A 24,624-nucleotide genomic window follows, 5' to 3' on the forward strand; every position below is an offset into this window, starting at 1 on the left:
CCGACTACTCTCGAGCACATGCCCTCCGATCACACGCCCGCCACCCGACGGGTCGAGTTCGATCTGCGCAAGCCACGCTTCGCCCTCTACGCCGTGCGACCGACCGTGGTGATCGGCGGCCGTGGGCAGCCCGCGCAGTGGGGCCGCGGCACCTGGCAGGTGTCGGCGACACAGCCCGAGCGCATCGGGGTCTTCCTCTTCAACCGCGTCTGGCGGTTCGGCTCGGCCGTCATCGATCTTCACCCCGACGCGCAGGCGTCGCTGGTCTACCGCGCGCCCCTCTTCCCGTTCGGTCGCGGCCGGCTCTCCTCGGCCGCCGCTCCCCTCCCCTGACGACCCCTCGCGCCGCCGACCTCTCGAGAGCGCCGATCGGATGTCGGATGCTGCGCATACGGTGGCGCCATGGCCCGCTACGTCTACTGCACCGCATCCACTCTCGACGGCTACCTCGCCGATGACGCGGACAGCCTGGACTGGCTGCTCAACGTGCCCGCCGCCGACGACGCCCGCGCCTTCGGCGCCTTCCTCGATGGCGTGGGCGCACTCGTGATGGGATCGACGACCTTCGACTGGGTGCACCGGCATGAGAACCTGCACGAGCATCCGGAACGCTGGCAGGACGCGTATGCGGAGCGCCCCGCGTTCGTCTTCAGCTCGCGCGAGGTCGCACCCGTGGGAGGTGCCGATATCCGTCACGTCCGCGGAACCGTCTCGTCGCATCTCGCCGAGATCGAAGCGGCAGCCGAGGGGCGCGATGTCTGGATCGTCGGCGGTGGCGATCTCGCCGGTCAGTTCGCCGATATCGGCCGTCTGGATCGCATCATCGTGACCTACGCTCCGGCGCTGCTCGGATCGGGCCGCCCCCTCCTGCCGCGTCGGCTGGACTCCACGCGATTGCGGGTCGAGCAAGCCGCCATGGACGGCCCCTTCGCGCAGGTCACGCTGTCGGTGTCACCGTGACCCAGTCACCGAACTTCGGCATGCGCCCGTCGCCCGACGAACGGCCGGTGAGACGGCGTTGAACCCACGGCCCCACGTGCGTGCGATAGTACGCGAGGCCAGAGCTCGCGCGTGCGGCCGACTCGCTGGGAAGCGACCACCACGAGGGATCCGGCGTCTCTCCGAGAGACGCCAGCACGCGTGCTGCCACGCGATGATGACCCCGCGCGCTCATGTGCAGGCGGTCGTCCGACCAGTAACCCCGCGACGACAGCTCGGTGTCGGGCCAGTTCAGGGCCTGGACGACATCCGGGCGGTTCTCGATACGTGAGACGACCGCGGCCGAGAGCTCGTCACCGCGGCGCTGGATGAGACGCCCCATCGGCAGATGCGGAGCGGGATTCGCACCGCTCAGCACGATGAGGGTCACGCCCTCCTCATCGCACCGACGCAGCACCTGATCGAAGGCATCCGCCAGGTGCGAGATGGCGGTGCGCGGTCGCAGCATGTCGTTGCCGCCACCGTTGAAGGAGAGGTGCGTGGGCCGGAGCGCGAGCGCCGGTTCCAGCTGCTCCGCGACGATCGGCCAGATCAGCTTGCCGCGGATCGCGAGGTTCGCGTAGGAGATCTCGTGACCGAGCGAGTTCGCCCAGCCCTGAGCCGCGAGGTCCGCCCAGCCGCGCACACGACCGTCCTCGAGCTCGTCCCCCACGCCCTCTGTGAACGAATCGCCGATCGCGACGTACCGGATGTCGGGCACGCGTCCCCCTGTTCCGCCGGCTTCCTGCGCCGGACCTGTCGAGCCTACTCGCCGGCCTCGGCCAGCAGCTCACGCACCCGAGGGGCGACCTTCGTGCCGTAGAGCTCGATCGAGTGCAGCATCTTCTCGTGAGCGAGCGTGCCGTTCGAGAACTTCAGATCGAACCGGTCGATGCCGAGCGTACGTACGGTGGTCGCGAGCTTGCGCGCCACGGTCTCCGGCGAGCCGGCGTACACGGCGCCGTCGGGGCCGACGTCGTTCTGGAACTGCGCACGGCTGTACGGCGGCCAACCACGCTCACGTCCGATCGCGTTGCGGTTCGCCTCCATCGCGGGATACATCTCGTCCCACGCCTGCTCGTCCGTGTCGGCGACGTGGCCCGGCGAGTGCACTCCGACGGGCAGGCGTGTCGCACCCATCGCGTCGCGCGTGCGGTGGAAGAGGTCCACGTAGGGTCGGAACCGTACCGCCGCTCCCCCGATGATCGCGAGCATCAGCGCGTACCCGTGGTGTGCGGCGCGCACGACGGACTCCGGCGAGCCGCCCACCCCCACCCACGCACGGAAGCCGTTCTCGGTCTTGGGGAACACGTCGGCGTTGTTCAGCGCCGCGCGGGTACTCCCCTGCCACGTCACCGGCCTCTCGTCACGCAACCTGCTGAACAGGTCCAGACGCTCGTCGAAGAGCACCTCGTAGTCGGCGAGATCGAAACCGAAGAGCGGGAATGACTCGATGAACGACCCGCGGCCGAGGATGACCTCCGCGCGTCCGTTCGAGACCGCATCCAGCGTGGCGAAGCGCTCGTACACGCGCACCGGGTCGTCGGACGAGAGCACGGTCACGGCGGTCCCGAGGTGGATGTCGCGTGTGCGGGCCGCAGCCGCAGCCAGAACGATCTCCGGGCTCGAGACGGCGAACTCCTTGCGGTGGTGCTCCCCCACGCCGAAGAACGCCAGTCCGACCTCGTCGGCACGCACCGCCTGCTCGACGACGTTACGGATCGTCTGAGCGTCCGTCAGCGGTACGCCCTGTTCGTCCGCGGTGACGTCACCGAAAGTGTCCAGTCCGAACTCCACGGTCATCGCGACCACCTTTCATTCAGACGGATACAACTCGCGGACGGCTGCCGCCATTCCCTCAGTGAGTGCGCAACGCGTCGCGCAGCGTGTCGAGACCGACCCCACCGATGTCGAGCGCCCGCTTGTGGAACTGCTTGATGGAGAACGCTTCTCCCTCCGCCGCGCGCGCGTCATCGCGGATCTGCTCCCAGATCCGTTGGCCGACCTTGTACGAGGGCGCCTGGCCCGGCCATCCGAGGTAGCGATTGACTTCGAACTGGATGAACGCGTCCGGCATGTTGACGTTGTGCCGCATGAAGTCGAGTGCGAAATCGTGATCCCAGACGCCGGCGCCGTCCGGGCGCTGCTTGCCCAAGTGCACGCCGATGTCGAGGACCACGCGGGCCGCCCGCATCCGCTGCCCGTCGAGCATGCCCAGTCGGTCGGCGGGGTCGTCGAGATACCCCAGCTGCTCCATGAGGCGCTCGGCGTACAGGGCCCAGCCCTCGGCGTGTCCGGAGGTTCCCGCGAGCAGACGCCGCCATGAGTTGAGCTGCGCGCGGTTGTAGACGGCCTGCGCGATCTGCAGATGGTGGCCGGGGACGCCCTCGTGGTACACCGTGGTGAGCTCGCGCCACGTGTCGAACTCGGTCACGCCCTCGGGAACCGACCACCACATGCGGCCGGGTCGGGAGAAGTCGTCGGTCGGGCCGGTGTAGTAGATCCCGCCCTCCTGCGTCGGGGCGATCATGCACTCCAGCCGGCGGATCGGCTCCGCGATGTCGAAGTGGGTGCGGCCGAGCTCGGCGACGGCGCGGTCGCTCGTCGCCTGCATCCACTCCTGCAGCGCCTGGGTGCCGTGCAGCTTGCGCGACGGGTCCGCCTCGAGATGGGCGACGGCTTCCGCGACGCTCGCGCCGGGGAGGATCTCGTTCGCGATGGCCTCCTGCTCGGCGACCATTCGCGACAGCTCCTCGATGCCCCACTCGTACGTCTCGTCGAGGTCGATCTCGGCACCCAGGAAACGACGTGAATGCAGGGCGTACAGCTCGCGCCCCACCGCATCCTGCTCGCCGGCGACGGGGGCGAGCTCCGCTGACAGGAAACGTGCGAGATCGTCGTACGCGACGCGAGCGGCGCCCGATTGATCGGCCAGATCGCGAGCGAGGGATGCGGGCAGCTGCCCCTCGGCGGGGGCGGCATCGCCGGCGTACGTCGCGAAGAATCCGGTCTCCGCGGTGTACCGCTCGATCTGGGTCACGACCTCCAGCAGCTGACGACGTGCGGGGACCGTGCCCGCCGCGATGCCCGCCCGGAGGGTCGCGATGTAACCGTCGATCGCCCCGGGGAGAGCCTGCAGACGACGGGCGACGACCTCCCAGTCCTCGACCGTGTCGGTGGGCATGAGATCGAAGACGGAGCGGATGTCCTGGGCGGGCGACGCAATGACGTTGAGGTCTCGAAGACCCGCCTGCGCATCGTGCAGCTCGAGGTCCAGTCGCAGCTCACGCGACAGGTCGGCCTTCGTCACGCCGTCGATGTCGTCGACGGGCGCGGTCGCTTCGAGCTCGGCGAGCGTGCGGCGAGCCGCGTCGGCGTAGCGCTCCGCGCCCTCGGGCGAGTAGTCACCGAAACGATCGTTGTACTCGAACCTGCCGATGTACGTGGCGGTCGTGGGCGACAGCTCGGCCACCGTGTCGACCCACGCGTCGGCGATCGCGTCGATGGGAGTGGAGGGACGGGACGTTTCACTCATGGATTCGAGCCTACGCCGACGGCCGTCACGCTTCAGTGCCCGGCGGCGTTCCAATCAGCTCCGCGGCCGATCTGCACATCGAGCGGCACCGTGAGCTGCGCCGCATCGCCCATACGCTCGCGCACGATCTGCTCGGCCTGGTCCCACTCCCCCGCCGCGACCTCGACGACGAGTTCGTCGTGGATCTGCAGCAGCACGCGCGAGGCCAGCTGGCGCTCCTGGAACTCCGCGTGGATGCGGAACAGGGCGATCTTCATGATGTCGGCGGCGCTGCCCTGGATGGGGGCGTTCAGTGCCGCACGCTCCGCGTTCTCGCGCAGCACGCGGTTGGGGCTGGAGAGGTCGGGGAACGGACGGCGCCGCCGGAAGATCGTCTCGGTGTATCCGTCTTCACGTGCCTTCTCGACCGACGCGCGCAGGTAGTCGCGCACCGCACCGAAACGCGCGAAGTACTCCCCCATCAGCTGTTTCGCCTCGGACTGTTCGATGCGCAGCTGCTTCGAGAGCCCGAACGCCGACAGGCCGTAGACGAGCCCGTAGGACATCGCCTTGACCTTCGTGCGCATCTGCGATGTGACCTCCTCAGGAGTCACACCGAACACGCGCGCGCCGACGAACCGGTGCAGGTCTTCGCCGGTGTTGAACGCCTCGATCAGGCCCGGGTCCTCCGAGAGGTGCGCCATGATGCGCATCTCGATCTGCGAGTAGTCGGCGGTCAGAAGAGTCTCATAGCCCGCCCCCACCTGGAAGGCGGAGCGGATGCGGCGGCTCTCCTCGGTGCGGATCGGGATGTTCTGCAGATTCGGGTCGGTGCTCGAGAGACGACCCGTCTGCGAACCCGTCTGCAGATAAGTCGTGTGGATGCGGCCGTCGGACGCGATCGCCGCATCCAGCGTCTCGATGATCTGCCGCAGCTTCGTCGCCTCGCGGTGCTGCAGCAGCAGGTCGAGGAACGGATGCGGGTGCGACTCCTGCAGATCGGCGAGGACGGCCGCATCCGTCGAGTAGCCGGTCTTCGTCTTGCGGGTCTTGGGCAGCTGGAGCTGCTCGAACAGGACCTCCTGCAGCTGCTTCGGAGAGCCGAGGTTCACCTCGCGGTCGATCGCCGCGTAGGCGCGCTGCGCCAGACCGTCTGCACGTTCGGCGAGCTCGGCGGAGAAGCCCGACAGAACGTCATGCGACACCGCCACGCCCGCGAGCTCCATGTCGGCCAGGGCGAGCAGCGTCGGCAGCTCGATGTCGGTGAGCACCGACATCGGGCCTTCGCCCAGGGCGGCGCGCAGCGGCTCGGCCACACGGATCGTGTACCAGGCGAGCTGACCGGGGGTCGCTCCCTCGGTTTCGGGTACGAGCTGCGACGGATCGGCCTCGGGAAGCTTCTCGCCCAGGTAGCGATCGACGAGGTCGCCGAGCGACTTGTCGGGAAGACTCGGACGGATCAGCCAGCCGGCCAGGAGCGTGTCGAACGCGACGCCGGCGACCGTGAGTCCGGCGCGCCGCAGAGCTTTCACCTGGCCCTTGGCGTCGGTGAACGTCTTCGGGCGGTCGGAGGCGAGCCAGGGAGCCAGAGCCTCGGCGACGACGTCGCTCCAGCCCGCCTCGATCACACCGGAGTCTCGGGCGAGCCCGATGCGCACGGGCACCGACGCACCCAGCACAACAGTCACTCCGACCTCCGCGTCTCCGGCCTCGTCGAGCCAGGCGGTCAGCATGGCGGGGTCGGTCGCCTCCACGGGAGCGGGGGCGGCGACGACCGGCGCCTCATCGGCGATGGCACCGGCCGCATCCGCTCCGGTGGCCTCGAACACGCGCGGCAGCAGCGTGCGGAACTCGAGACGCGCGAAGATGTCACGTACACCCTGCACGTCGATCGGACGCACGGCGAGGTCCTCCGGCGTCACGGGCAGCTCGACGTCTCGCAGGAGACGGTTGAGGGCGCGGTTACGACGGACGGCGTCGATGTGCTCGCGCAGGTTGTTGCCCACGACGCCGCTGATCTTGTCGGCGTTGGCCAGCAGCTCGTCGAGCGAGCCCCACTGCGTGAGCCACTTCACGGCCGTCTTCTCGCCGACCTTGGGAACGCCGGGCAGGTTGTCGCTCGTCTCCCCCACCAGCGCCGCGATCTCGGGGTACTGCTCGGGGGCCACCCCATAGCGCTCACGTACCGTCTCGGGCGTGTAGCGCTTGAGCTGCGAGACGCCCTGCACGCTCGGGTAGAGCAGCGTCACCTCGTCGGTCACGAGCTGGATCGTGTCACGGTCACCGGAGCAGACGAGCACGTCGTAGCCCGCAGCGACTCCCTCGGTCGCCAGCGTCGCGAGGATATCGTCCGCCTCGATGTCCTCTTTCGTCAACACGGTCACGTTCATGGCGCGCAGGCACTCCTGCAGCAGCGGGATCTGCCCGGCAAACTCCGGCGGGGTCTCGCTGCGCGTCGCCTTGTACTCGGGGTACTCCCGGGTGCGGAAGGAGACCCGCGAGGTGTCGAAGGCGACCGCCAGGTGCGTCGGCTTCTCGGCCTTCAACAGGTTCACGAACATCGAGAGGAAGCCGTAGACCCCGTTGGTGTGCTGCCCGTCCTTCGTCGTGAAGTTGTCGACCGGAAGGGCGTAGAAGGCCCGGAAGGCGAGCGAATGGCCGTCGACGACCAGCAGAGTAGGCTTTTCGGAGTCCGTCACCCTGACAGCCTAGTAAGGCCGGCGGACACGACACCCCGGAGCCCAGGAGCAGCATGACCGCGCCCGAGTACACGATCGATCCGCTGGAATGGGTGACGCGCCGCGGCACGGGCGCCCTCGCCGACAAGATGGGGCTCGAATGGCTCGAGTTCACCGCGGAGCGCGGGATCGCCCGTATGCCCGTCGAGGGCAACACCCAGCCCGTGGGCCTCTTCCACGGCGGGGCATACGTCGTGCTCGGCGAATCGCTGGGGTCGATGCACGCGAACTATCTCGCAGGCCCCGGGCGACTCGCCGTCGGGGTCGACATCAATGCGACGCACACGCGCTCGGCCACATCCGGATTCGTCACGGGCGTCTGCACGCCCCTGCATGTCGGACGCACGCTGATGGTGCACGAGATCGTCCTCTCGGACGACGCGGGGCGCCGCTGTTCGACCGTGCGCATCACGAATCTCGTGAAGGCCACCGCCGGGATCGCCTGACCCACCGGATCAGGCGTCGGGCCTCACTTCTTGGGGGCGAGCTGCTCGATGATCGCCTTCGCGACGTCCTGCATCGTCAGACGGCGATCCATAGACGCCTTCTGGATCCAGCGGAAGGCCTCGGGCTCGCTCAGGCCCATCTTCTCGTTCAGCAGACCCTTGGCCCGGTCGACGAGCTTGCGGGTCTCGAAACGCTCGACCATGTCGGCGACCTCGGCCTCGAGCGTGATGATCTGCTCGTAACGGGCCAGCGCGATCTCGATCGCGGGCAGCAGGTCGTTGGGCGTGAACGGCTTCACCACGTAGGCGAGCGCTCCGGCCTCACTCGCACGCTCCACGAGCTCCTTCTGGCTGAAGGCCGTGAGCAGGACCACGGGTGCGATGTGGTTCTTGTTGAGCTTCTCCGCGGCGCTGATGCCGTCGAGCTGAGGCATCTTGACGTCCATGATCACGAGGTCGGGACGCAGATCGGTGGCGAGCTGCACGGCGGTCTCACCGTCTCCGGCCTCACCGACGACGTCGAAGCCGTTGTCGCGGAGGATCTCGACGATGTCGAGGCGGATCAGCGACTCGTCCTCTGCCACCACCACGCGGCGGGGTGCGGTCGGGTTGGTCGCGGCGGTTTCCTGCTCAGTCACCTTTGAATCCTACGGCACTCGGCCGGTCCGCATCCGGATGCGACACCGTCCGCCCCGGGATGCGGCCGTCCGAGGGCGGCGAGGCGATCTTCCGCCCCCGAGGAAAACGTTCGACCCGCCCGGGTGACTTCGCGGCGGGAGGCGGCCGACCGGTGCGATAAAGTCGAACCCGGCCACGCGAGTGGCCGATGCCGGCGTGGCGGAATGGCAGACGCGACCGACTCAAACTCGGTTACTCGAAAGGGTGTGTGGGTTCGACTCCCACCGCCGGCACCAATATCGTGTCGCACGCGTGCGCGTCGTGTCTCACTCGTGCACGTTCCCGAGGCCTCCTGCGTGAAGGGTTGAGACACGCATGCCTGCGTCGCGCACCGCACGTTGCACCAGGCCCAGGCGGCCACACAGCAGAAGGGACCTCCCCCGGTGGGGAAGGTCCCTTCTGTGCACCTCGCGGGTTACTCGCCCGACCAGATCGGGGCGCGGCCGTTGACGGCGTCGCCGATCTTGTGGATGCGGATGTCGTTCGTCGAGCCGGCGATTCCGGGAGGGGAACCGGAGATCACGACGACCTTGTCACCCTCCTTCGCCAGACCCTTGGAGAGGAAGAACTCGTCCACCTGCATGAACATGTGATCGGTGTGCGGCACGTGCTCCACCAGCGCCGACTGGATGCCCCACGTGACGGCCATGCGGCGACGGATCGCCGGGTCCGGGGTGAACGCCATCATCGGGATGCTGGGACGCAGGCGCGACATGCGACGCGCGGTGTCGCCGGACTCGGTGAAGATGCACAGCCAGCTCGCCTCGACGAACTGAGCGACCTCCATCGCGGCCAGAGTGATCGCGCCGCCCTGCGTGCGGGGCTTCGTGTTCAGCGGAGCGATGCGGTCGAGACCGTGCTCCTCCGTGGAGGCCACGATGCGCGCCATCGTCTCGACGACGCCGACCGGGTACTTGCCGACGCTCGTCTCGCCCGACAGCATGACCGCATCCGCACCGTCGAGCACGGCGTTGGCGACGTCGCTCGTCTCGGCGCGAGTGGGAACCGGGTTCTCGATCATGGACTCGAGCATCTGCGTGGCCACGATGACCGGCTTCGCCATCCGACGGCACAGCTCGACCGCGCGCTTCTGCACGATCGGCACGGCCTCCAGTGGAAGCTCCACACCGAGGTCGCCACGAGCGACCATGATGCCGTCGAAGGCGTCGATGATCTCTTCGAGGTTGTCGACGGCCTGCGGCTTCTCGATCTTGGCGATGACCGGCACACGCCGGCCCTCTTCCGCCATGATCTCGTGCACGCGGTTGACGTCTTCGGCGTTGCGGACGAACGACAGGGCGATGATGTCCGCACCCGCGTTCAGGCCCCATCGAAGATCCGCCTCGTCCTTCTCCGACAGAGCGGGGACGTTGACGGCCACCCCGGGCAGGTTGATGCCCTTGTTGTTGGAGACGGGTCCGGCGACGATGACCTTCGTGGTGACGACGGTGCCATCGGTCTCGATGACCTCGACGCGCACCTTGCCGTCGTCGATCAGGAGGAAATCACCGGGCTTGACGTCCTGCGGCAGACCCTTGAAGGTCGTCGAGACGATCTCCTTGGTGCCGAGGATGTCTTCGACGGTGATCTTGAAGATGTCACCCACGGCGAGCTCGTGAGGTCCATCGGCGAACTTGCCGAGGCGGATCTTGGGCCCCTGCAAGTCGACGAGGATCGCGACGGCGGAGCCGGCGTCCTCGGCGGCACGGCGCACGTTCGCGAAATTCGCGTCGTGGACCGAGTAGTCACCATGACTGAGGTTGAGGCGGGCGACGTTCACACCTGCGTCGATGATCGCGCGGACCATCTCGTAGGAGGAAGTTGCCGGGCCTAGGGTTGCGACGATTTTCGCGCGTCTCATCCGAGTTCGAACTCCGGGTCTTTTAGCGATGAAGGGGATGCAGGTTCAGCCTACGCGGGCTGCAACCCGATCGCGATATCGGTGGGCCGTACAGGAGCGGGCAGCGCGGTGGAACCCATCAGGTAGCGGTCGACGGATGCGGCCGCCGCACGCCCTTCGGCGATCGCCCACACGATGAGCGACTGGCCGCGCCCCGCGTCTCCGGCCACGAACACGCCGGGCGTGGTGGTCTGGTATGCGTCGTCGCGCTCGACGTTGCCCCGCGAGGTGAACTGCGTCTGCAGCTGCCCCTCGAGCTCCGTGCGCTCCGGACCCGTGAAACCCATTGCGATGAGCACCAGGTCGGCCGGGATCTCCCGCTCGGTGCCGCTCTTGGGTACACGACGTCCGTCGACGAACTCGGTCTCGGCCACGCGCAGCGCGCGCACCTCCCCGACCTCGTTCGAGAGGAACTCGACGGTGGAGGCGAGGAAGACCCGCTCTCCGCCCTCCTCGTGCGCGGACTGCACTTCGAAGATCGTCGGCGTCGTCGGCCAGGGCTGCGCGTCCGGGCGCGCCGCGGGAGGCTGCTTGCCGATCGCGAGGTTCGTCACGCTGAGCGCACCCTGACGGTGGGCCGTGCCGATGCAGTCGGCACCGGTGTCACCACCGCCGATGACGACGACGTGCTTGCCTTCGGCGCTGATCTGCGTGTGGAGCTTCTCGCCGGCGACCGCACGATTCGACTCGACCAGGTACTCCATCGCGAAGTGCACACCCGCCAGGTCGCGACCGGGGATGGAGAGATCGCGCGGCACGGTCGAGCCGGTCGCGACGACGACAGCGTCGTACCGGCTGCGCAGTTCGTCCCACGTGATGTCGCGCCCGATCTCGACGCCGGCGCGGAACCGCGTGCCCTCGTCCTGCATCTGGCGCAGACGGAGCTCGAGGTGGCGCTTCTCCATCTTGAAGTCCGGGATGCCGTAGCGCAGCAGCCCGCCGATGCGGTCGTCGCGCTCGAACACCGCGACCGTGTGACCCGCGCGGGTCAACTGCTGGGCCGCTGCAAGACCCGCAGGTCCGGAGCCGACGACGGCGACCGTCTTTCCGGTGAGCCGCTCCGGCGGCTCCGGCTCGACCCAGCCGTGCGAGAAGGCCTCGTCGATGATCGACACCTCGACCTGCTTGATCGTCACGGCCGGCTGGTTGATGCCCAGCACGCACGCGCTCTCGCAGGGGGCGGGGCACAGCCGTCCCGTGAACTCCGGGAAGTTGTTGGTCGCGTGCAGGCGCTCGATCGCGCTGCGTCCCTCACCGCGCCAGGTCAGGTCGTTCCACTCCGGGATGAGGTTTCCCAGCGGGCATCCCTTGTGACAGAACGGGATGCCGCAGTCCATGCACCGACCGGCCTGCCGGCGCAGCACCGCCGAGTCACCGGGCTCATAGACCTCTTTCCAGTCCATGATGCGCACGGGAACCGGGCGCCGCGCGGGCAGCTCCCGCTCGGTCACCTTCAAAAAGCCCTTGGGATCAGCCACCGGTCACCTCCATGATGCGGCTCCACACGATGTCGCCGTCGGGGTCGAGCCCCTCCGCCAACGCCTCCTCGCGGGTCTGCAGCACCGCTGCGTAATCGCGCGGCATGACCCGCACGAAGTTCTTCACTTCCTCCTCGAAGTCCTCGAGGAGCGATGCCGCCAGAGACGAGTCCGTCTCCGCGGTGTGGCGCTCGAGCAGGTCGCGCAGGATCGCGGCGTCGCCGGACCCCAGCTCCCCCAGCTCGAGCTCGCCGGAGGCGAGCGACTCGCGGTTGACCAGGTTCTCGTCGAGGCGATACACGTAGGCCGTGCCGCCGGACATCCCCGCACCGAGGTTGCGGCCGGTCGTTCCGAGGATGACGGCGAGACCGCCGGTCATGTACTCCAGGGCGTGGTCGCCCACACCCTCCACGACAGCGGTCGCGCCCGAGTTGCGCACCAGGAAACGCTCGCCCACGACGCCGCGGAGGAACATGGTGCCCTGGGTCGCTCCGTAGCCGATGACGTTGCCCGCGATCACGTTCTGCGAGGCGTCGAAGCTCGAACCGCGGGGCGGACGCACCACGATCTGGCCGCCCGACAGGCCCTTGCCGACGTAGTCGTTCGAGTCTCCCTCGAGGCGCAGCGTGATCCCCGACGGCATGAAGGCGCCGAAGGACTGGCCGGCGGATCCGGTGAGGTTCACGACGATCGAACCGCTCGGGAGCCCGTTCGCACCGCGAGCCTTGGTGACGTGGTGCCCCAGCATCGTGCCGACGGCGCGCTCGGTGTTGCGCACCGGCAGGCTGATCTCGACCGTCCCGCCGTGCGCGATGACATCCTGCGCCCGCTCGATGAGCGCGACGTCGAAGTGCTTCTCGAGCTCGTGCAACTGCTCGCGGGCGTTCCGACGCGGCTCGTCCTCGGCGAATGAAGGGCCCTCCAGGACAGGAGCCAGATCGAGGCCGCTGGCCTTCCAGTGCTCGATCGCCCCGTTGACGTCCAGCAGCTCGTTGTGGCCGATCGCCTCGTCGAGCGAGCGGAACCCGAGCTCGGCGAGGTACTCGCGCACCTCCTGAGCGATGAACTCCATGAAGTTCACGACGAACTCGGGCTTGCCGGTGAAACGTTCGCGCAGAACGGGGTTCTGCGTCGCAACGCCCACGGGGCAGGTGTCGAGATGGCACACGCGCATCATGATGCAGCCGGAGACCACGAGGGGTGCGGTCGCGAACCCGAACTCCTCAGCGCCCAGAAGCGCGCCGATGATGACGTCGCGGCCCGTCTTGAGCTGCCCGTCGACCTGCACGACGACGCGATCGCGCATGCCGTTGAGCATGAGCGTCTGCTGCGTCTCGGCGAGACCGAGCTCCCACGGCGTCCCGGCGTGCTTGAGCGAGTTGAGCGGGCTGGCACCCGTTCCGCCGTCGAAGCCGGAGACCAGGATGACATCGGCCAGGGCCTTCGCCGTCCCCGCGGCGACCGCGCCGATGCCCGACTGACTCACGAGCTTCGCGTGCACCCGCGCCGTCGGGTTCGCGCGCTTGAGATCGAAGATGAGCTGCTTGAGGTCTTCGATCGAGTAGATGTCGTGATGCGGAGGCGGCGAGATGAGCCCGACACCGGGCGTGCCGCCGCGAGTGCGCGCGACCCACGGGTAGACCTTCTGCGGAGGCAGCTGTCCGCCCTCGCCGGGCTTCGCGCCTTGCGCGAGCTTGATCTGGATGTCGTCGGCCTCGGTGAGGTAGAGGCTCGTGACACCGAACCGGCCCGACGCCACCTGCTTGATGGCGCTGCGTCGCTCCGGGTCGAGCAGACGCTCGACGTCCTCGCCGCCCTCTCCCGTGTTCGACTTGCCGCCGATACGGTTCATCGCGATCGCGAGGGTCTCGTGCGCCTCCTTGGAGATCGAGCCGTAGCTCATCGCTCCGGTCGAGAAGCGCTTCACGATCGACGAGATCGGCTCGACCTCGTCGATCGGCACGGGAGGCCGGACGCCGGTGCGCAGGCCGAACATGCCGCGCAGCGTCTTGAGCTCGCTCGCCTGGTCGTCCACGAGCTTCGTGTACTCGCGGAAGATGTCGTAACGGCGCTCGCGCGTCGCGTGCTGCAGCCGGAAGACGGTGTCCGGGTTGAAGAGGTGCGGTGAGCCGTCTCGACGCCACTGGTACTCGCCGCCGGTCCACAGTCGCTCATGCGCGCGCGCCGCCGCATCCTCCGGATACGCGAAGGCGTGGCGTGCCGCGTTCTCGGCAGCGATGACATCCAGCCCCACGCCGCCGAGCTTCGACTCGGTGCCGGTGAAGTAGGACGCGATGAACTCCTCGGACAGTCCGACCGCCTCGAAGACCTGGGCCCCGGCGTAGGACGAGACCGTGGAGATGCCCATCTTCGACATGATCTTCAAAACGCCCTTGCCGAGCGCCTTGATCAGGTTCTTGACCGCCTTCTCGGGTGAGATGCCCGTGATGAACCCGGCGCGCACGAGGTACTCGACGCTCTCCATCGCCAGGTAGGGGTTCACCGCCGAGGCTCCGTAGCCGATGAGGGTCGCCACGTGGTGCACCTCGCGCACATCGCCCGCCTCGACCACCAGGCCGACCTTCATGCGGGTCTGGTTGCGGATGAGGTGGTGGTGCACCGCGGCGAGCATCAGCAGCGACGGGATGGGGGCCAGGTCGGCGTTGGAGTCACGGTCGCTGAGCACGATGAACTCGGCGCCGTCCTCGATGGCGCGGTCGACCTCGGCGCACATCTGCGTGAGGCGCTTCTCCATCCCCTTCGCCCCGGCCTGCACGCGGTAGAGGCCGCGGATGGTGGCGGAGGTGCGACCCGGCAGCGCCGTGTCGATGTGCTGGATCTTCGCGAGCTCGTCGTTGTCGATCACCGGGAAGTCGAGCGTGACGGTGCGTGCGTGCTCCGCACCCCAGCTCAGCAGGTTCGGCTCGGGGCCGAGGCCCAGCGACAGCGAGGTCACGACCTCCTCGCGGATCGAGTCCAGCGGCGGGTTGGTCACCTGCGCGAACTGCTGGGTGAAGTAGTCGAACAGGAGCCGGGGGCGCTCGCTCAGGACCGCGACGGGCGTGTCGCTGCCCATCGCGCCCAACGGCTCGGCGCCCGTCTGCCCCATCGGCGTCAGGAGGATGCGGACCTCCTCCTCCGTGTAGCCGAAGGTGCGCTGACGCCGCGTGATGGAGGCGATGGGATGCACGATGTGCTCGCGCTCGGGAAGCTCGGAGAGGCGCACGCGACCCTCATCCAGCCACTCCTGCCACGGCTGGAGCGTCGCGAGCTCGTTCTTGATCTCGTCGTCCTCGATGATGCGGCGCTCGGCCGTGTCGACGAGGAACATGCGACCGGGCCGCAGCCGGCCGCGGCGCTTGATGCGCTCGGGCGCGAAGTCGAGCACACCGGTCTCGCTGCCGATGACGACGAGGCCGTCGGTCGTCTCCGTCCAGCGTCCCGGACGCAGCCCGTTGCGGTCGAGGGTGGCGCCCACGACCGTGCCGTCGGTGAAGATCAGCGCGGCCGGGCCGTCCCATGGCTCCATCTGCATGGAGTGGTACTCGTAGAACGAGCGCAGCTTCGGGTCCATGTCGGGCTGCTTCTCGTACGCCTCCGGGACCATCATCATGATGGCGTGCGGCAGACTCCGGCCGGTGAGCGTCAGAAGCTCCAGCACCTCGTCAAACGACGCGGAGTCGCTCGCTCCGTCGGTGCAGATCGGCAGGAGCGGCCGGATGTCGCCCAGCAGCTCGGATTCGAGCTGCGACTGACGCGCCCGCATCCAGTTGCGGTTGCCGTTGACCGTGTTGATCTCGCCGTTGTGAGCGACCATCCGCAGCGGCTGCGCGAGCGGCCACGACGGGAACGTGTTGGTCGAGTAGCGGGAGTGGACGACAGCGAGCTCGGAGGCGAAGCGCTCGTCCTGCAGGTCGGGATAGAACGGCTCGAGCTGCAGGGTCGTGACCATGCCCTTGTATCCGAGCGTGCGGCTGGACAGCGACACGAAGTAGGCGTCGAGCTCGTTGCGGGCGCGCTTGCGGAGCCGGAACACCCGGCGGTCCAGGTCGATGCCGCTGAGCGCGGGCGCGTCGCCCACGGCCGGGCGTGACAGGAAGAGCTGCTCGAACGCCGGGCGGGCCTCGAGGGCCAGCTTGCCGAGGTGCTCCTCTTCTGTGGGAACCTCGCGCCAGCCGAGCACCACGAGGTTCTCGCTCGCGGCGATGCGCTCGATGCCGGCCTTCTGCGCGGCGCGCTCCTCACCGTCGCGCGGCAGGAACGCCAGACCGGCCGCGTACTCCCCCACCGGCGGCAGGTCGAAGTCCACGACGGCGCGCAGGAACGCGTCCGGCATCTGCGTGAGGATGCCCGCGCCGTCGCCCGTGCCGGCGTCGGAGCCGATCGCGCCGCGGTGCTCCAGATTGCGAAGCGCCGTCAGGGCGAGATCGATGATGTCGTGGCCCGCCTCGCCGCGAAGGGTCGCGACCATGGCCAGACCACACGCGTCCTTCTCGAACGCGGGGTTGTACATGCCCTGCTTGGCAGGGAAGGCGCCGAAGCCCGCAGATCCGGGGGCGCTGTGACGGGGGCTCGAAGCCATACCAACCGTCCTCGATTGTTGCTGTTGCTGGGACGACGTCGGCCCGGAGAGTTACTTGGCGGCGGTGCTTGTGGCGCTGCCAGTGGTGATGGTTTCGTCGGCGGGGGGTGCGCTCACATCGACGAAGTCCTCGGTGTTCTGCGATTGTACAGCCGACTTGTCCACCCACTCGCGACCGCGCCGGTACGGCGAGGCCTCCAGGCCCGTGTGACGAACCTTCTGGACGACCAGGATCACGAGACCCAGGATGACGCCGAGGATGGCGGCCCACACGTTCGAGCGCAGTCCGAGGAACACCTCGCTCGGGTCGATACGGATGTTCTCCCAGACGATTCGGCCCGCGGAGTACCAGACGAGGTAGAGACCGAACTGGCGCCCCCACTGGAGCGTGAAGCGCCTTCCGGCCCACAGGATGACGGCGGCGCCCAACAGATTCCAGATGACCTCGTAGAGGAAGGTCGGCTGGAAAAGCGTGCCCTCTGGCAGTCCCACGGGGATCGCGTCGTTCGGCCGGGCGATCTCCAAGCCCCACCAGCCGTCGGTCGGCTGACCGAACAGCTCCTGGTTGAAGTAGTTGCCGAAACGACCCATCGCCTGGGCGATGATGAGCCCAGGGGCGAGCGCGTCGGCGAAGCTCCAGAATCGGATGCCCGTCCAGCGGCAGCCGATGAGCGCGCCGATCGCGCCGCCGATGAGGGCGCCGTAGATCGCGATCCCGCCCTCCCAGATGGCCCACACCGATCCGGGCTCGAACGGGTTCCAGGTGTTCTTGCCGTCGCCGAAGTAGAACCCCGGGTGCGTGAGCACGTGGAAGATCCGTGCACCGATGAGCGCGAGCGGAATCGCGAACAGCGCGATGTCCACGACGACCCAGGGTTCGCCGCCGCGCTTGGTCAGGCGCCTGTTCGTGAGGAGCGTGGCCACAACGATGCCGGCGATGATGCACAGCGCGTAGAAGCGGATCTCCGGGCCGCCCGGCCACAGGTTGAATCCGTTGATCGGAGGGCTCGGGATGCTGGCGAGCACGCCTGCGGGCGCGCTCGTGAGGGCGAACGTCATGACGACGAGTCTAAAGGCGTCGATGGTGCGCTCGTGCGCGCTCAGGGATACCTGTCGAAGCGGGCGCCCCCGGGACGGGAACGACCGATCGTGAACACCAGCAGGACGATGGCCCCGATCAGCGGAATCAGCAGGATGAAGAACCAGAGTCCGCTGCGATCGGTGTCGTGCAGACGGCGCCAGGTCAGGGCGAGACCGGGCAGCAGGGTGAGCAGCGAATAGAGGGCCGCGATGGCCCCGATCACCGTCGTCACGCCCGCGTCGGACTGTGCGCCGTTCCACACCAGGTACGGCGCCGGCCAGGCCGAGAACGTCAGCGGGTCGCCGGCGGCGGTCGAGACGATCTGGAATCCGACTCCGACGAGAGCGTTCGTCAGCACCCACCACCAGAACTCGCTGCGGCTGGCCCTGCCCGCGAACGTCGCATACTTCAGGAAGTACCGCGCGATCGACTGCAGCCAGGACGCTCCATGGAGCGGGTACGACAGGGGGATCGTGGAGGAGCTCACCTCGGCGACGCTACGCGAACCGCGCACACGCTGCGACCCGGGCTCAGCGACGCGTGCCGTCGGCGAGGGCGCGAGCGGTGCGCCCGAGCTCCTCGAGTCCGCCGTCGCGGAGTGCCCGCACGAGGGCGGTGCCCACGATCGCGCCGTCGGCGTACTCCAGCACGCCGGAGACCTGCTCCGCGTTCGAGATGCCGATGCCGACAGCGGCGTGCTCGACACCCCGCTCGCGCAGTCGAGCCACGAGCGTTCGGGCGGCCGCATCCAGCTCGGCGCGCTCTCCGGTGATCCCCATCGTCGAGACCGTGTAGACGAAGCCCGTGGAGTTCTGCACGACGAGCTCGAGCCGCTCGTCGCTCGAGGTGGGTGCGGCGAGGAAGATGCGGTCCAGTCCCGTCCGCTCGCTCGCGGCGATCCACTCGGCGGCCGACTCGGGAGTGATGTCGGGGGTGATGAGTCCCGCTCCCCCGGCCGCAAGCAGGTCGTCGGCGTATCGGTCGACGCCGTACTGGAACACGGGGTTCCAGTACGTCATCACGACGACGGGAACGTCGACGCGGCTCGTGATCTCCTTGATCGCCGGGAACAGGTCGCGCAGGCGGAAGCCTGCGGCGAGAGCCGCCTGCGTCGCCTCCTGAATGACCAGGCCGTCCATCACCGGGTCGGAGTACGGCGGACCGAGCTCGATGATGTCGGCGCCGTTCTCGGCGAGCACGACCGCCGCCTCGATGCTGGTGGCGATGTCGGGGAAACCGAGAGGGAGGTAACCGACGAACGCGCCCCGTCCTTCGGCGTGGGCGGCCTCGATGGCCGCTGCGACGCGTGAGCTCACAGCTCGGTCCCCTCTCCCTTTGCCTCGTCGGACGACGGCGGCACGTCGACCGGCGACCCCTCGTCGCCCGCGGCGTCGTAGAGGTCGAAGTAGCGGGCAGCCGTGTCCATGTCCTTGTCACCGCGACCGGACAGGTTGATGGCGATCACCGCGTCGGGGCCCAGCTCCTTGCCGATCCGCAACGCGCCCGCCAGCGCGTGCGCGGACTCGATGGCGGGGATGATGCCCTCGGTGCGCGAGAGCAGACGCAGCGCCTGCATGGCCTCGTCATCGGTGGCCGGGATGTAGGACGCACGCCCGATGTCGGCCAGCCACGCGTGCTCGGGGCCGACGCCCGGGTAGTCCAGGCCCGCCGAGATCGAGTGGGACTCGACGGTCTGGCCGTCCTCGTCCTGGAGCACATAGGTCTTGGCGCCGTGCAGGATGCCCGCACGACCGCGTTCGATGGAGGCTGCGTGCTTCGGCGTGTCGACCCCGTCGCCCGCTGCTTCGACGCCGTAGAGCGCCACCGATTCGTCGTCGAGGAACGCGTCGAACATGCCGATCGCGTTCGAGCCGCCGCCGACGCACGCGAACACGGCGTCGGGAAGCCGGCCCACCTGCTCGAGCAGCTGTGCTCGCGCCTCCTCGCCGATGATCTTCTGGAAGTCGCGCACGAGCGCGGGGAACGGATGCGGTCCCGCCGCGGTGCCGAAGATGTAGTTCGTCGTCTCGACGCTCGCCACCCAGTCGCGGTAGGCCTCGTTGATGGCGTCCTTGAGCGTGCGCGATCCGGTCGTGACGGGGATGACCTCGGCGCCCAGCAGCCGCATCCGTGCGACGTTCAGAGCCTGCCGCTCGGTGTCGACCTCGCCCATGTAGATCGTGCACTCGAAGCCGAACAGCGCCGCAGCCGTGGCCGTGGCGACACCGTGCTGGCCGGCCCCCGTCTCCGCGATGACGCGCGTCTTACCGAGGCGTTTGGTCAGCAACGCCTGCCCGAGCACGTTGTTGATCTTGTGCGAGCCGGTGTGATTGAGGTCCTCGCGCTTGAGGAACACACGTCCACCACCCGCGTGGGCGGCGAACCGCGGCACCTCGGTGAGCACGGAGGGACGTCCGGCGTAGGAGTGCAGCAGCTCCGCGAACTCCGCCTGGAACGCGGGATCGACGATCGCCGACTCGTAGACGGCGGTCAGCTCGTCGATCGCGGCGATGAGCGACTCGGGCATGTAGCGCCCGCCGTACTGGCCAAAGAAAGGTCCTTTGACATCGCGCAGACTCATGATCCGGCCTCCAGGAAAGCGTGCAGGGTCTCGACGGGCTCCGAAGTCACGAGAGCCTCGCCGATGAGGACGACGTCCGCGCCGCCGGAGCGGTAGTGACGAACATCGTCAGGGGTCAGGACCGCCGACTCGGCGATCTTGATCGCATCGCTCGGGAAGGAACCGGCGAGACGGCCGAACAGATCGCGGTCGAGTTCGAAGGTGCTGAGGTTTCGGGCGTTGACGCCGATGAGTCGCGCTCCGAGGTCCGCCGCCCGCGACAGTTCCTCGGCCGAGTGCGTCTCCACCAGCGGTGTCATCCCGAGCTGGAGCACCAGGTCGTGCAGCTGCGCCAGGAGCGGCTGTTCGAGAGCCGCGACGATCAGCAGCACCAGGTCGGCACCGGCCGCTCTGGCCTCGAGCACCTGGTACGGCGTGGCGATGAAGTCCTTGCGCAGCACCGGAACCGAGACGCGCGCGCGCACCGCTTCGAGGTCGGAGAGGCTGCCTTTGAACTTGCGTCCCTCCGTCAGCACAGAGATCGCGCTCGCGCCGCCCTCTTCGTAACGGGACGCCTGGAACGCAGGATCCGGGATTGCCGCCAGATCGCCGCGAGACGGGCTGGCGCGCTTCACCTCTGCGATGATCTTCACGCGGTCCGCGGGGGCGAGCGCAGCGAGGGCATCGAGCGCAGCGGGACGGCTCAGCGCGGCGCTTTCCACTGCCGCCAGAGGCGTGCGCGACTCGCGCTCGCGGGCATCCTCGACTGCGCCGGCCGTGAGGTCGGCGAGCACCATCAGTGCTCTTTCGCGACGTACTTCGGGCCGTTGACGCCCCAGCCGGCGCGGGCCAGGGCCCACCCGATGATCAGGCCACCCAGGAGCAGACCGACCGACGCCCAGACGAGCACAGGCATGTCGAGCACGAAGAAGACCGTGCCCAGCGCCACGGCGACGAGCATGATCACCACGGCTGTCCAGGCTGCCGGGGAGTGTCCGTGGCCGGGGTCGTCGATGGAATTGCTCATGTCTCTCCTTCGGGTGCGGCCACGTGACGGCCGGATCCAGTCTAGCGGGGCGCGTCGGGGAAAGTCGGATCGTCACCGCGGGAGAGGTCGTCCCACGAGTCGATCGCGTCCAGCGGTGCATCGTCGGCGACGGCCGCACGACGGCGCTGCGCGTCGTACTTGCGCCCTCCGCCCGGCCAGCGCCAACCGGTGACGAGGACGAAGGAACCCGCTACCAACAGCACGACAGCAGCGAGGAGCGCGACGACCGGCCACCCCGTGACGCTCGTGCCGGCGACGAGTGCCGCCACCGACGAGTCTCCGGTGATGCCGGTGGTCTCCGTGACACTCGGGGCATACGCGTCGATGGGGACATCGACGGCGACGGGAGCCGTGAGCAGCGCGATGCCGATCGCTGCGGCCACCGTCAGAGCGCCGAAAACGATGCGGAGCACCCGGCCGACGATCGACAGCGCCGCACCCAGCGCCAGCACGGCGAGGCTCAGGGGCGTCAGCACCGGGATCGCCGCCGTCCCCGCGACGGCCACGTCGGCTGCTGCGCCGTCGGTCAGCGAGACGTGGATCCAGGTCTGGGTGGCCGCCAGCGTGGCCACAGCCCCCGCCGCCAGGATCGCCAGAACCGAGATCGAGCGCGCGCGACGGATCACTCGCCGCCTCGCACGGGATCCAGATCGTCGGTGTCGAAGCAGGTGCGCGTTCCGGTGTGGCAGGCGGGGCCGGTCTGCTCGACGGACAACAGCACGGCGTCGCCGTCGCAGTCCAGACGAGCACCGTGCACGACCTGGATGTGCCCGGAGGTGTCGCCCTTGCGCCAGTACTCCTGCCTCGAGCGCGACCAGTACGTGGCGCGGCCCGACGTGAGCGTGCGCCGCAGCGCCTCCGCATCCATCCAGCCCATCATGAGCACCTCACGGGTGTCCCACTGCTGCACGATCGCCGCGACCAGGCCCTGATCGTTGAAGCGCACGCGGGAGATGCGCTCTTCGACGCTCTCGCTCACCGCCGCACCTCGATCCCGTCGCCGACCAGCGCGTCCTTGACGTCGCCGACCGTGAGCTGCCCGGAGTGGAACACGGATGCGGCCAGCACCGCGTCGGCCCCCGCTCGGATCGCGGGTGCGAAATCGCCGACGCTTCCGGCTCCGCCGGAGGCGATCACCGGCACGCGGGAGATCTCCCGCATCAATGAGACGAGCTCGAGGTCGAAGCCGTTCTTCGTCCCATCGGCGTCGATCGAGTTGACCAGCAGCTCGCCGGCACCGCGCTCGATCGCCTCGCGCGCCCAGTCCAGCGCATCGAGCTGGGTGAGTGTGCGGCCGCCATGGGTCGTGACGGCGAATCCCGAGGGCATCCCCTCGGCGCGCTTGACATCCAGCGACAGGACGAGCACCTGGGCGCCGAAACGGTCGGCGATCTCGTCGATCAGGGCGGGACGGGCGATCGCCGCGGAGTTGACGCCGATCTTGTCTGCGCCCACGGCGAGCAGCCTCGCGACGTCCTCGTCCGAACGGACGCCCCCGCCGACGGTCAACGGGATGAAGACCTCTTCCGCCGTGCGCCGGACGACGTCGTACGTCGTCGCCCGCTCGTCGACGGTCGCCGTCACGTCGAGGAAGGTGAGCTCGTCGGCACCCTGTTCGAAGTACAGCCGTGCAAGCTCGACGGGGTCTCCCATATCGCGGAGGTTCTCGAAGTTCACGCCCTTCACCACGCGCCCCGCCGCCACATCCAGGCACGGGATGACTCGGCAGACGACGCTCATCAGAGCCTCGCCGCGTGGATCTCGGTCACGAGGATCGCCCTCGCACCGATCGCGTAGAGCGCGTCCATGACCTGGTTCACGCCCTTGCGCGGGCTCATGACCCGAACCGCCACCCACGACGGATCCCGCAGCGGCGAGATCGTCGGCGATTCGATACCCGGCGCGACCGCGATCGCGTCGTCGACGAGATCGGCGGGCAAGTCGTAGTCGATCAGCACGTACTCGCGCGCGACGATGACACCGCGCAGGCGGCGCAGCAGGGTCTCGAGTCCCGCGGGCTCCTGCGCTCCGGTGATGAGGACCGCGTCCGACTCCAGGAGGACCGGCCCGAAGATCTCGAGCCCGGCCTGGCGGAGCGTGGTGCCCGTGGAGACGACGTCGGCCACCGCATCGGCGACGCCGAGTTCGACGGCCGACTCCACGGCGCCGTCCAGCGGCACGAGATCGACTGCCACGCCGTGCTCGTCGAGGTAGGCGTCGACGAGACCCGGGTATGCGGTGGCGACCCGCATCCCCTCGAGATCGGCGAGTTCCGTGAACCGACCGGGAGGTCCGGCGAAACGGAACGTGGAGCCGCCGAAACCGAGCGCCTCGATCTCCCGAGCACCGGGCATGCGGGCGTCCAGCAGCAGGTCGCGGCCGGTGATGCCGACATCGAGCGCGCCCGAGCCGACGTAGGTCGCGATGTCCTTGGGGCGCAGGTAGAAGAACTCGACGTCGTTGAGCGGGTCGATGGCGTGCAGATCCTTGGGATCACGACGCCCCTTGTAGCCCGCCTCGGCGAGCATGGCGGCCGCGGTCTCGGAAAGGGAGCCCTTGTTGGGCACGGCGATTCTCAGCATGGGAAAACTCTCTGAAGGGTGACGGATGCGGCGGGTGCGGGCATCAGAGATGTCGGTACACGTCCGCCGGCGTCAGGCCCTTGGCCAGCATGAGCACCTGCAGGTGGTAGAGCAGCTGGGAGATCTCCTCCGCCGCTTCGGAGTCGCTCTGGTACTCGGCGGCCATCCAGACCTCCGCCGCCTCTTCGACGATCTTCTTGCCGATCGCATGCACACCGGCATCCAGCTCCGCGACGGTGCCGGATCCGGCCGGTCGCGTCCGGGCCTTGAGCTCGAGCTCCGCGAACAGGTCGTCGAACGTCTTCACCGTCCTAGGGTACCGTCCGGCGACCCGCACGGATGTCGCCCTCAGTGGCGGTGCGTCCTCGCGTCGGCGGCCTGTACCCGGAGCCCGGCGATCGCCGCATCCGGATCCGCCGCGCCGAACACCGCGGAGCCGGCGACGAACGTGTCCGCACCGGCGGACGCCGCCTGCTCGATGGTGGTCGGCGCGATTCCCCCGTCGACCTGGAGCCAGACCACCGACCCGACCCGCCGCGCGGCGTCGGCGAGGCGGGCGAGCTTGGGCATCGTCTCGGGCATGAACGACTGTCCGCCGAAACCCGGCTCCACGGTCATCACGAGGATCTGATCGAACTCGTGCAGCAGCTCCAGAAGCGGCTCCTCGGAGGTTGCGGGCTTGATCGCGACCCCGGCGCGTGCGCCGATCTGACGCAACCGTCGCGCGAGTCCCACCGGGTCGGCGGCGGCCTCGAGGTGGAACGTCACCGAGGCTGCGCCCAGTTCCGCGTAGCCGGGCGCCCAGCGGTCCGGGTCGTCGATCATGAGGTGCACATCCAGCGGCACGGGGCTCGTCGCCTGAACCCTCTCGACCATCTGCGGACCGAAGGTGAGGTTCGGCACGAAATGGTTGTCCATCACGTCCACGTGCACGAAGTCGGCACCGGAGATACGGCCGAGCTCCGCCTGCATGTTGACGAAGTCTGCGGCGAGGATCGAGGGGTTGATGCGGGGAGCGCTCACCCCGCCATTATCGGCG

Annotated in this window: 23 protein-coding genes and 1 tRNA gene; 4 read left to right on the top strand and 20 right to left on the bottom strand. The window is 68.6% G+C overall.

Annotated elements, in window-relative coordinates; translation table 11 throughout:
* Positions 1–18 precede the first annotated feature (18 nt).
* Complete coding sequence (locus QE374_RS01520; RefSeq protein WP_309731577.1) at positions 19–333, top strand: hypothetical protein; 315 nt, start codon at positions 19–21, stop codon at positions 331–333.
* A gap of 69 nt (positions 334–402) precedes the next feature.
* Positions 403–960, top strand: a complete 558-nt coding sequence (locus tag QE374_RS01525; RefSeq protein ID WP_309731580.1) for a dihydrofolate reductase family protein — start codon at positions 403–405, stop codon at positions 958–960.
* Here the strand turns inward: QE374_RS01525 and QE374_RS01530 are convergent.
* From QE374_RS01530 to polA, 4 genes are read right to left on the bottom strand one after another with little or no spacing between them, the layout of a single operon-like run.
* The gene (locus tag QE374_RS01530; protein WP_309731581.1) at positions 938–1,699 is read right to left on the bottom strand and encodes an SGNH/GDSL hydrolase family protein; all 762 of its coding nucleotides are present in this window, start codon (positions 1,697–1,699) and stop codon (positions 938–940) included. The genes QE374_RS01525 and QE374_RS01530 overlap by 23 nt on opposite strands.
* A 44-nt stretch (positions 1,700–1,743) precedes the next feature.
* Positions 1,744–2,781, bottom strand: coding sequence for an LLM class flavin-dependent oxidoreductase (locus tag QE374_RS01535; protein ID WP_309731583.1), 1,038 nt, complete (start codon positions 2,779–2,781; stop codon positions 1,744–1,746).
* 55 nt (positions 2,782–2,836) lie between these two features.
* Positions 2,837–4,513: a DUF885 domain-containing protein gene (locus QE374_RS01540; protein ID WP_309731585.1), complete on the bottom strand. Its 1,677-nt coding sequence runs from the start codon at positions 4,511–4,513 to the stop codon at positions 2,837–2,839.
* 32 nt (positions 4,514–4,545) lie between these two features.
* Positions 4,546–7,191: a DNA polymerase I gene (polA, locus tag QE374_RS01545; RefSeq protein WP_309731587.1), complete on the bottom strand. Its 2,646-nt coding sequence runs from the start codon at positions 7,189–7,191 to the stop codon at positions 4,546–4,548.
* A gap of 53 nt (positions 7,192–7,244) precedes the next feature.
* Here polA and QE374_RS01550 point away from each other — a divergent pair, with 53 nt between their 5' ends.
* Positions 7,245–7,676 (top strand): hotdog fold thioesterase, encoded by a 432-nt coding sequence (locus QE374_RS01550; RefSeq protein WP_309731588.1) that lies wholly within the window; start codon positions 7,245–7,247, stop codon positions 7,674–7,676.
* A gap of 23 nt (positions 7,677–7,699) precedes the next feature.
* Here the strand turns inward: QE374_RS01550 and QE374_RS01555 are convergent, their stop codons facing one another.
* Positions 7,700–8,314 (bottom strand): ANTAR domain-containing response regulator, encoded by a 615-nt coding sequence (locus QE374_RS01555; RefSeq protein ID WP_137416998.1) that lies wholly within the window; start codon positions 8,312–8,314, stop codon positions 7,700–7,702.
* Between the two features lie 190 nt (positions 8,315–8,504).
* Here QE374_RS01555 and QE374_RS01560 point away from each other — a divergent pair.
* Positions 8,505–8,590, top strand: a tRNA-Leu gene (locus QE374_RS01560).
* Between the two features lie 179 nt (positions 8,591–8,769).
* Here QE374_RS01560 and pyk read toward each other — a convergent pair.
* From pyk to rpe, 15 genes are read right to left on the bottom strand one after another with little or no spacing between them, the layout of a single operon-like run.
* On the bottom strand, positions 8,770–10,215 hold the full coding sequence (pyk, locus tag QE374_RS01565; protein WP_309731591.1) for a pyruvate kinase: 1,446 nt from the start codon (positions 10,213–10,215) through the stop codon (positions 8,770–8,772).
* A gap of 50 nt (positions 10,216–10,265) precedes the next feature.
* Positions 10,266–11,732: a glutamate synthase subunit beta gene (locus tag QE374_RS01570; protein WP_309731593.1), complete on the bottom strand. Its 1,467-nt coding sequence runs from the start codon at positions 11,730–11,732 to the stop codon at positions 10,266–10,268.
* On the bottom strand, positions 11,725–16,314 hold the full coding sequence (gene gltB / locus QE374_RS01575; RefSeq protein WP_309731595.1) for a glutamate synthase large subunit: 4,590 nt from the start codon (positions 16,312–16,314) through the stop codon (positions 11,725–11,727). Before gltB ends, QE374_RS01570 begins: the two co-directional genes overlap by 8 nt.
* A gap of 51 nt (positions 16,315–16,365) precedes the next feature.
* Complete coding sequence (gene lgt, locus QE374_RS01580) at positions 16,366–17,373, bottom strand: prolipoprotein diacylglyceryl transferase (protein WP_309731597.1); 1,008 nt, start codon at positions 17,371–17,373, stop codon at positions 16,366–16,368.
* Between the two features lie 41 nt (positions 17,374–17,414).
* A complete protein-coding gene (locus QE374_RS01585; RefSeq protein WP_309731599.1) occupies positions 17,415–17,882 on the bottom strand; it encodes a DUF805 domain-containing protein in 468 nt (155 codons plus the stop codon).
* Positions 17,883–17,925: 43 nt separating this feature from the next.
* A complete protein-coding gene (gene trpA, locus QE374_RS01590) occupies positions 17,926–18,711 on the bottom strand; it encodes a tryptophan synthase subunit alpha (protein ID WP_309731601.1) in 786 nt (261 codons plus the stop codon).
* A complete protein-coding gene (trpB, locus tag QE374_RS01595; RefSeq protein WP_137416991.1) occupies positions 18,708–19,976 on the bottom strand; it encodes a tryptophan synthase subunit beta in 1,269 nt (422 codons plus the stop codon). Before trpB ends, trpA begins: the two co-directional genes overlap by 4 nt.
* A complete protein-coding gene (gene trpC, locus QE374_RS01600) occupies positions 19,973–20,749 on the bottom strand; it encodes an indole-3-glycerol phosphate synthase TrpC (protein ID WP_309736570.1) in 777 nt (258 codons plus the stop codon). The genes trpB and trpC overlap by 4 nt, the downstream gene beginning before the upstream one ends.
* Positions 20,750–20,751: 2 nt before the next feature.
* Positions 20,752–20,982, bottom strand: coding sequence for a DUF6704 family protein (locus tag QE374_RS01605; RefSeq protein WP_309731604.1), 231 nt, complete (start codon positions 20,980–20,982; stop codon positions 20,752–20,754).
* A 41-nt stretch (positions 20,983–21,023) separates the two neighbouring features.
* Positions 21,024–21,629, bottom strand: coding sequence for a Trp biosynthesis-associated membrane protein (locus tag QE374_RS01610; RefSeq protein WP_309731606.1), 606 nt, complete (start codon positions 21,627–21,629; stop codon positions 21,024–21,026).
* Positions 21,626–21,982: a phosphoribosyl-AMP cyclohydrolase gene (hisI, locus tag QE374_RS01615; protein ID WP_309731608.1), complete on the bottom strand. Its 357-nt coding sequence runs from the start codon at positions 21,980–21,982 to the stop codon at positions 21,626–21,628. The genes QE374_RS01610 and hisI overlap by 4 nt, the downstream gene beginning before the upstream one ends.
* Positions 21,979–22,743, bottom strand: coding sequence for an imidazole glycerol phosphate synthase subunit HisF (gene hisF / locus QE374_RS01620; protein WP_309731610.1), 765 nt, complete (start codon positions 22,741–22,743; stop codon positions 21,979–21,981). Before hisF ends, hisI begins: the two co-directional genes overlap by 4 nt.
* Complete coding sequence (gene hisG / locus QE374_RS01625) at positions 22,743–23,585, bottom strand: ATP phosphoribosyltransferase (RefSeq protein WP_137416986.1); 843 nt, start codon at positions 23,583–23,585, stop codon at positions 22,743–22,745. Before hisG ends, hisF begins: the two co-directional genes overlap by 1 nt.
* A 43-nt stretch (positions 23,586–23,628) precedes the next feature.
* A complete protein-coding gene (locus QE374_RS01630; RefSeq protein WP_309731613.1) occupies positions 23,629–23,892 on the bottom strand; it encodes a phosphoribosyl-ATP diphosphatase in 264 nt (87 codons plus the stop codon).
* Positions 23,893–23,933: 41 nt separating this feature from the next.
* A complete protein-coding gene (rpe, locus tag QE374_RS01635) occupies positions 23,934–24,608 on the bottom strand; it encodes a ribulose-phosphate 3-epimerase (RefSeq protein ID WP_309731614.1) in 675 nt (224 codons plus the stop codon).
* Positions 24,609–24,624: the final 16 nt, after the last annotated feature.

Source organism: Microbacterium sp. SORGH_AS_0428, assembly GCF_031453615.1.
Classification (GTDB): domain Bacteria; phylum Actinomycetota; class Actinomycetes; order Actinomycetales; family Microbacteriaceae; genus Microbacterium.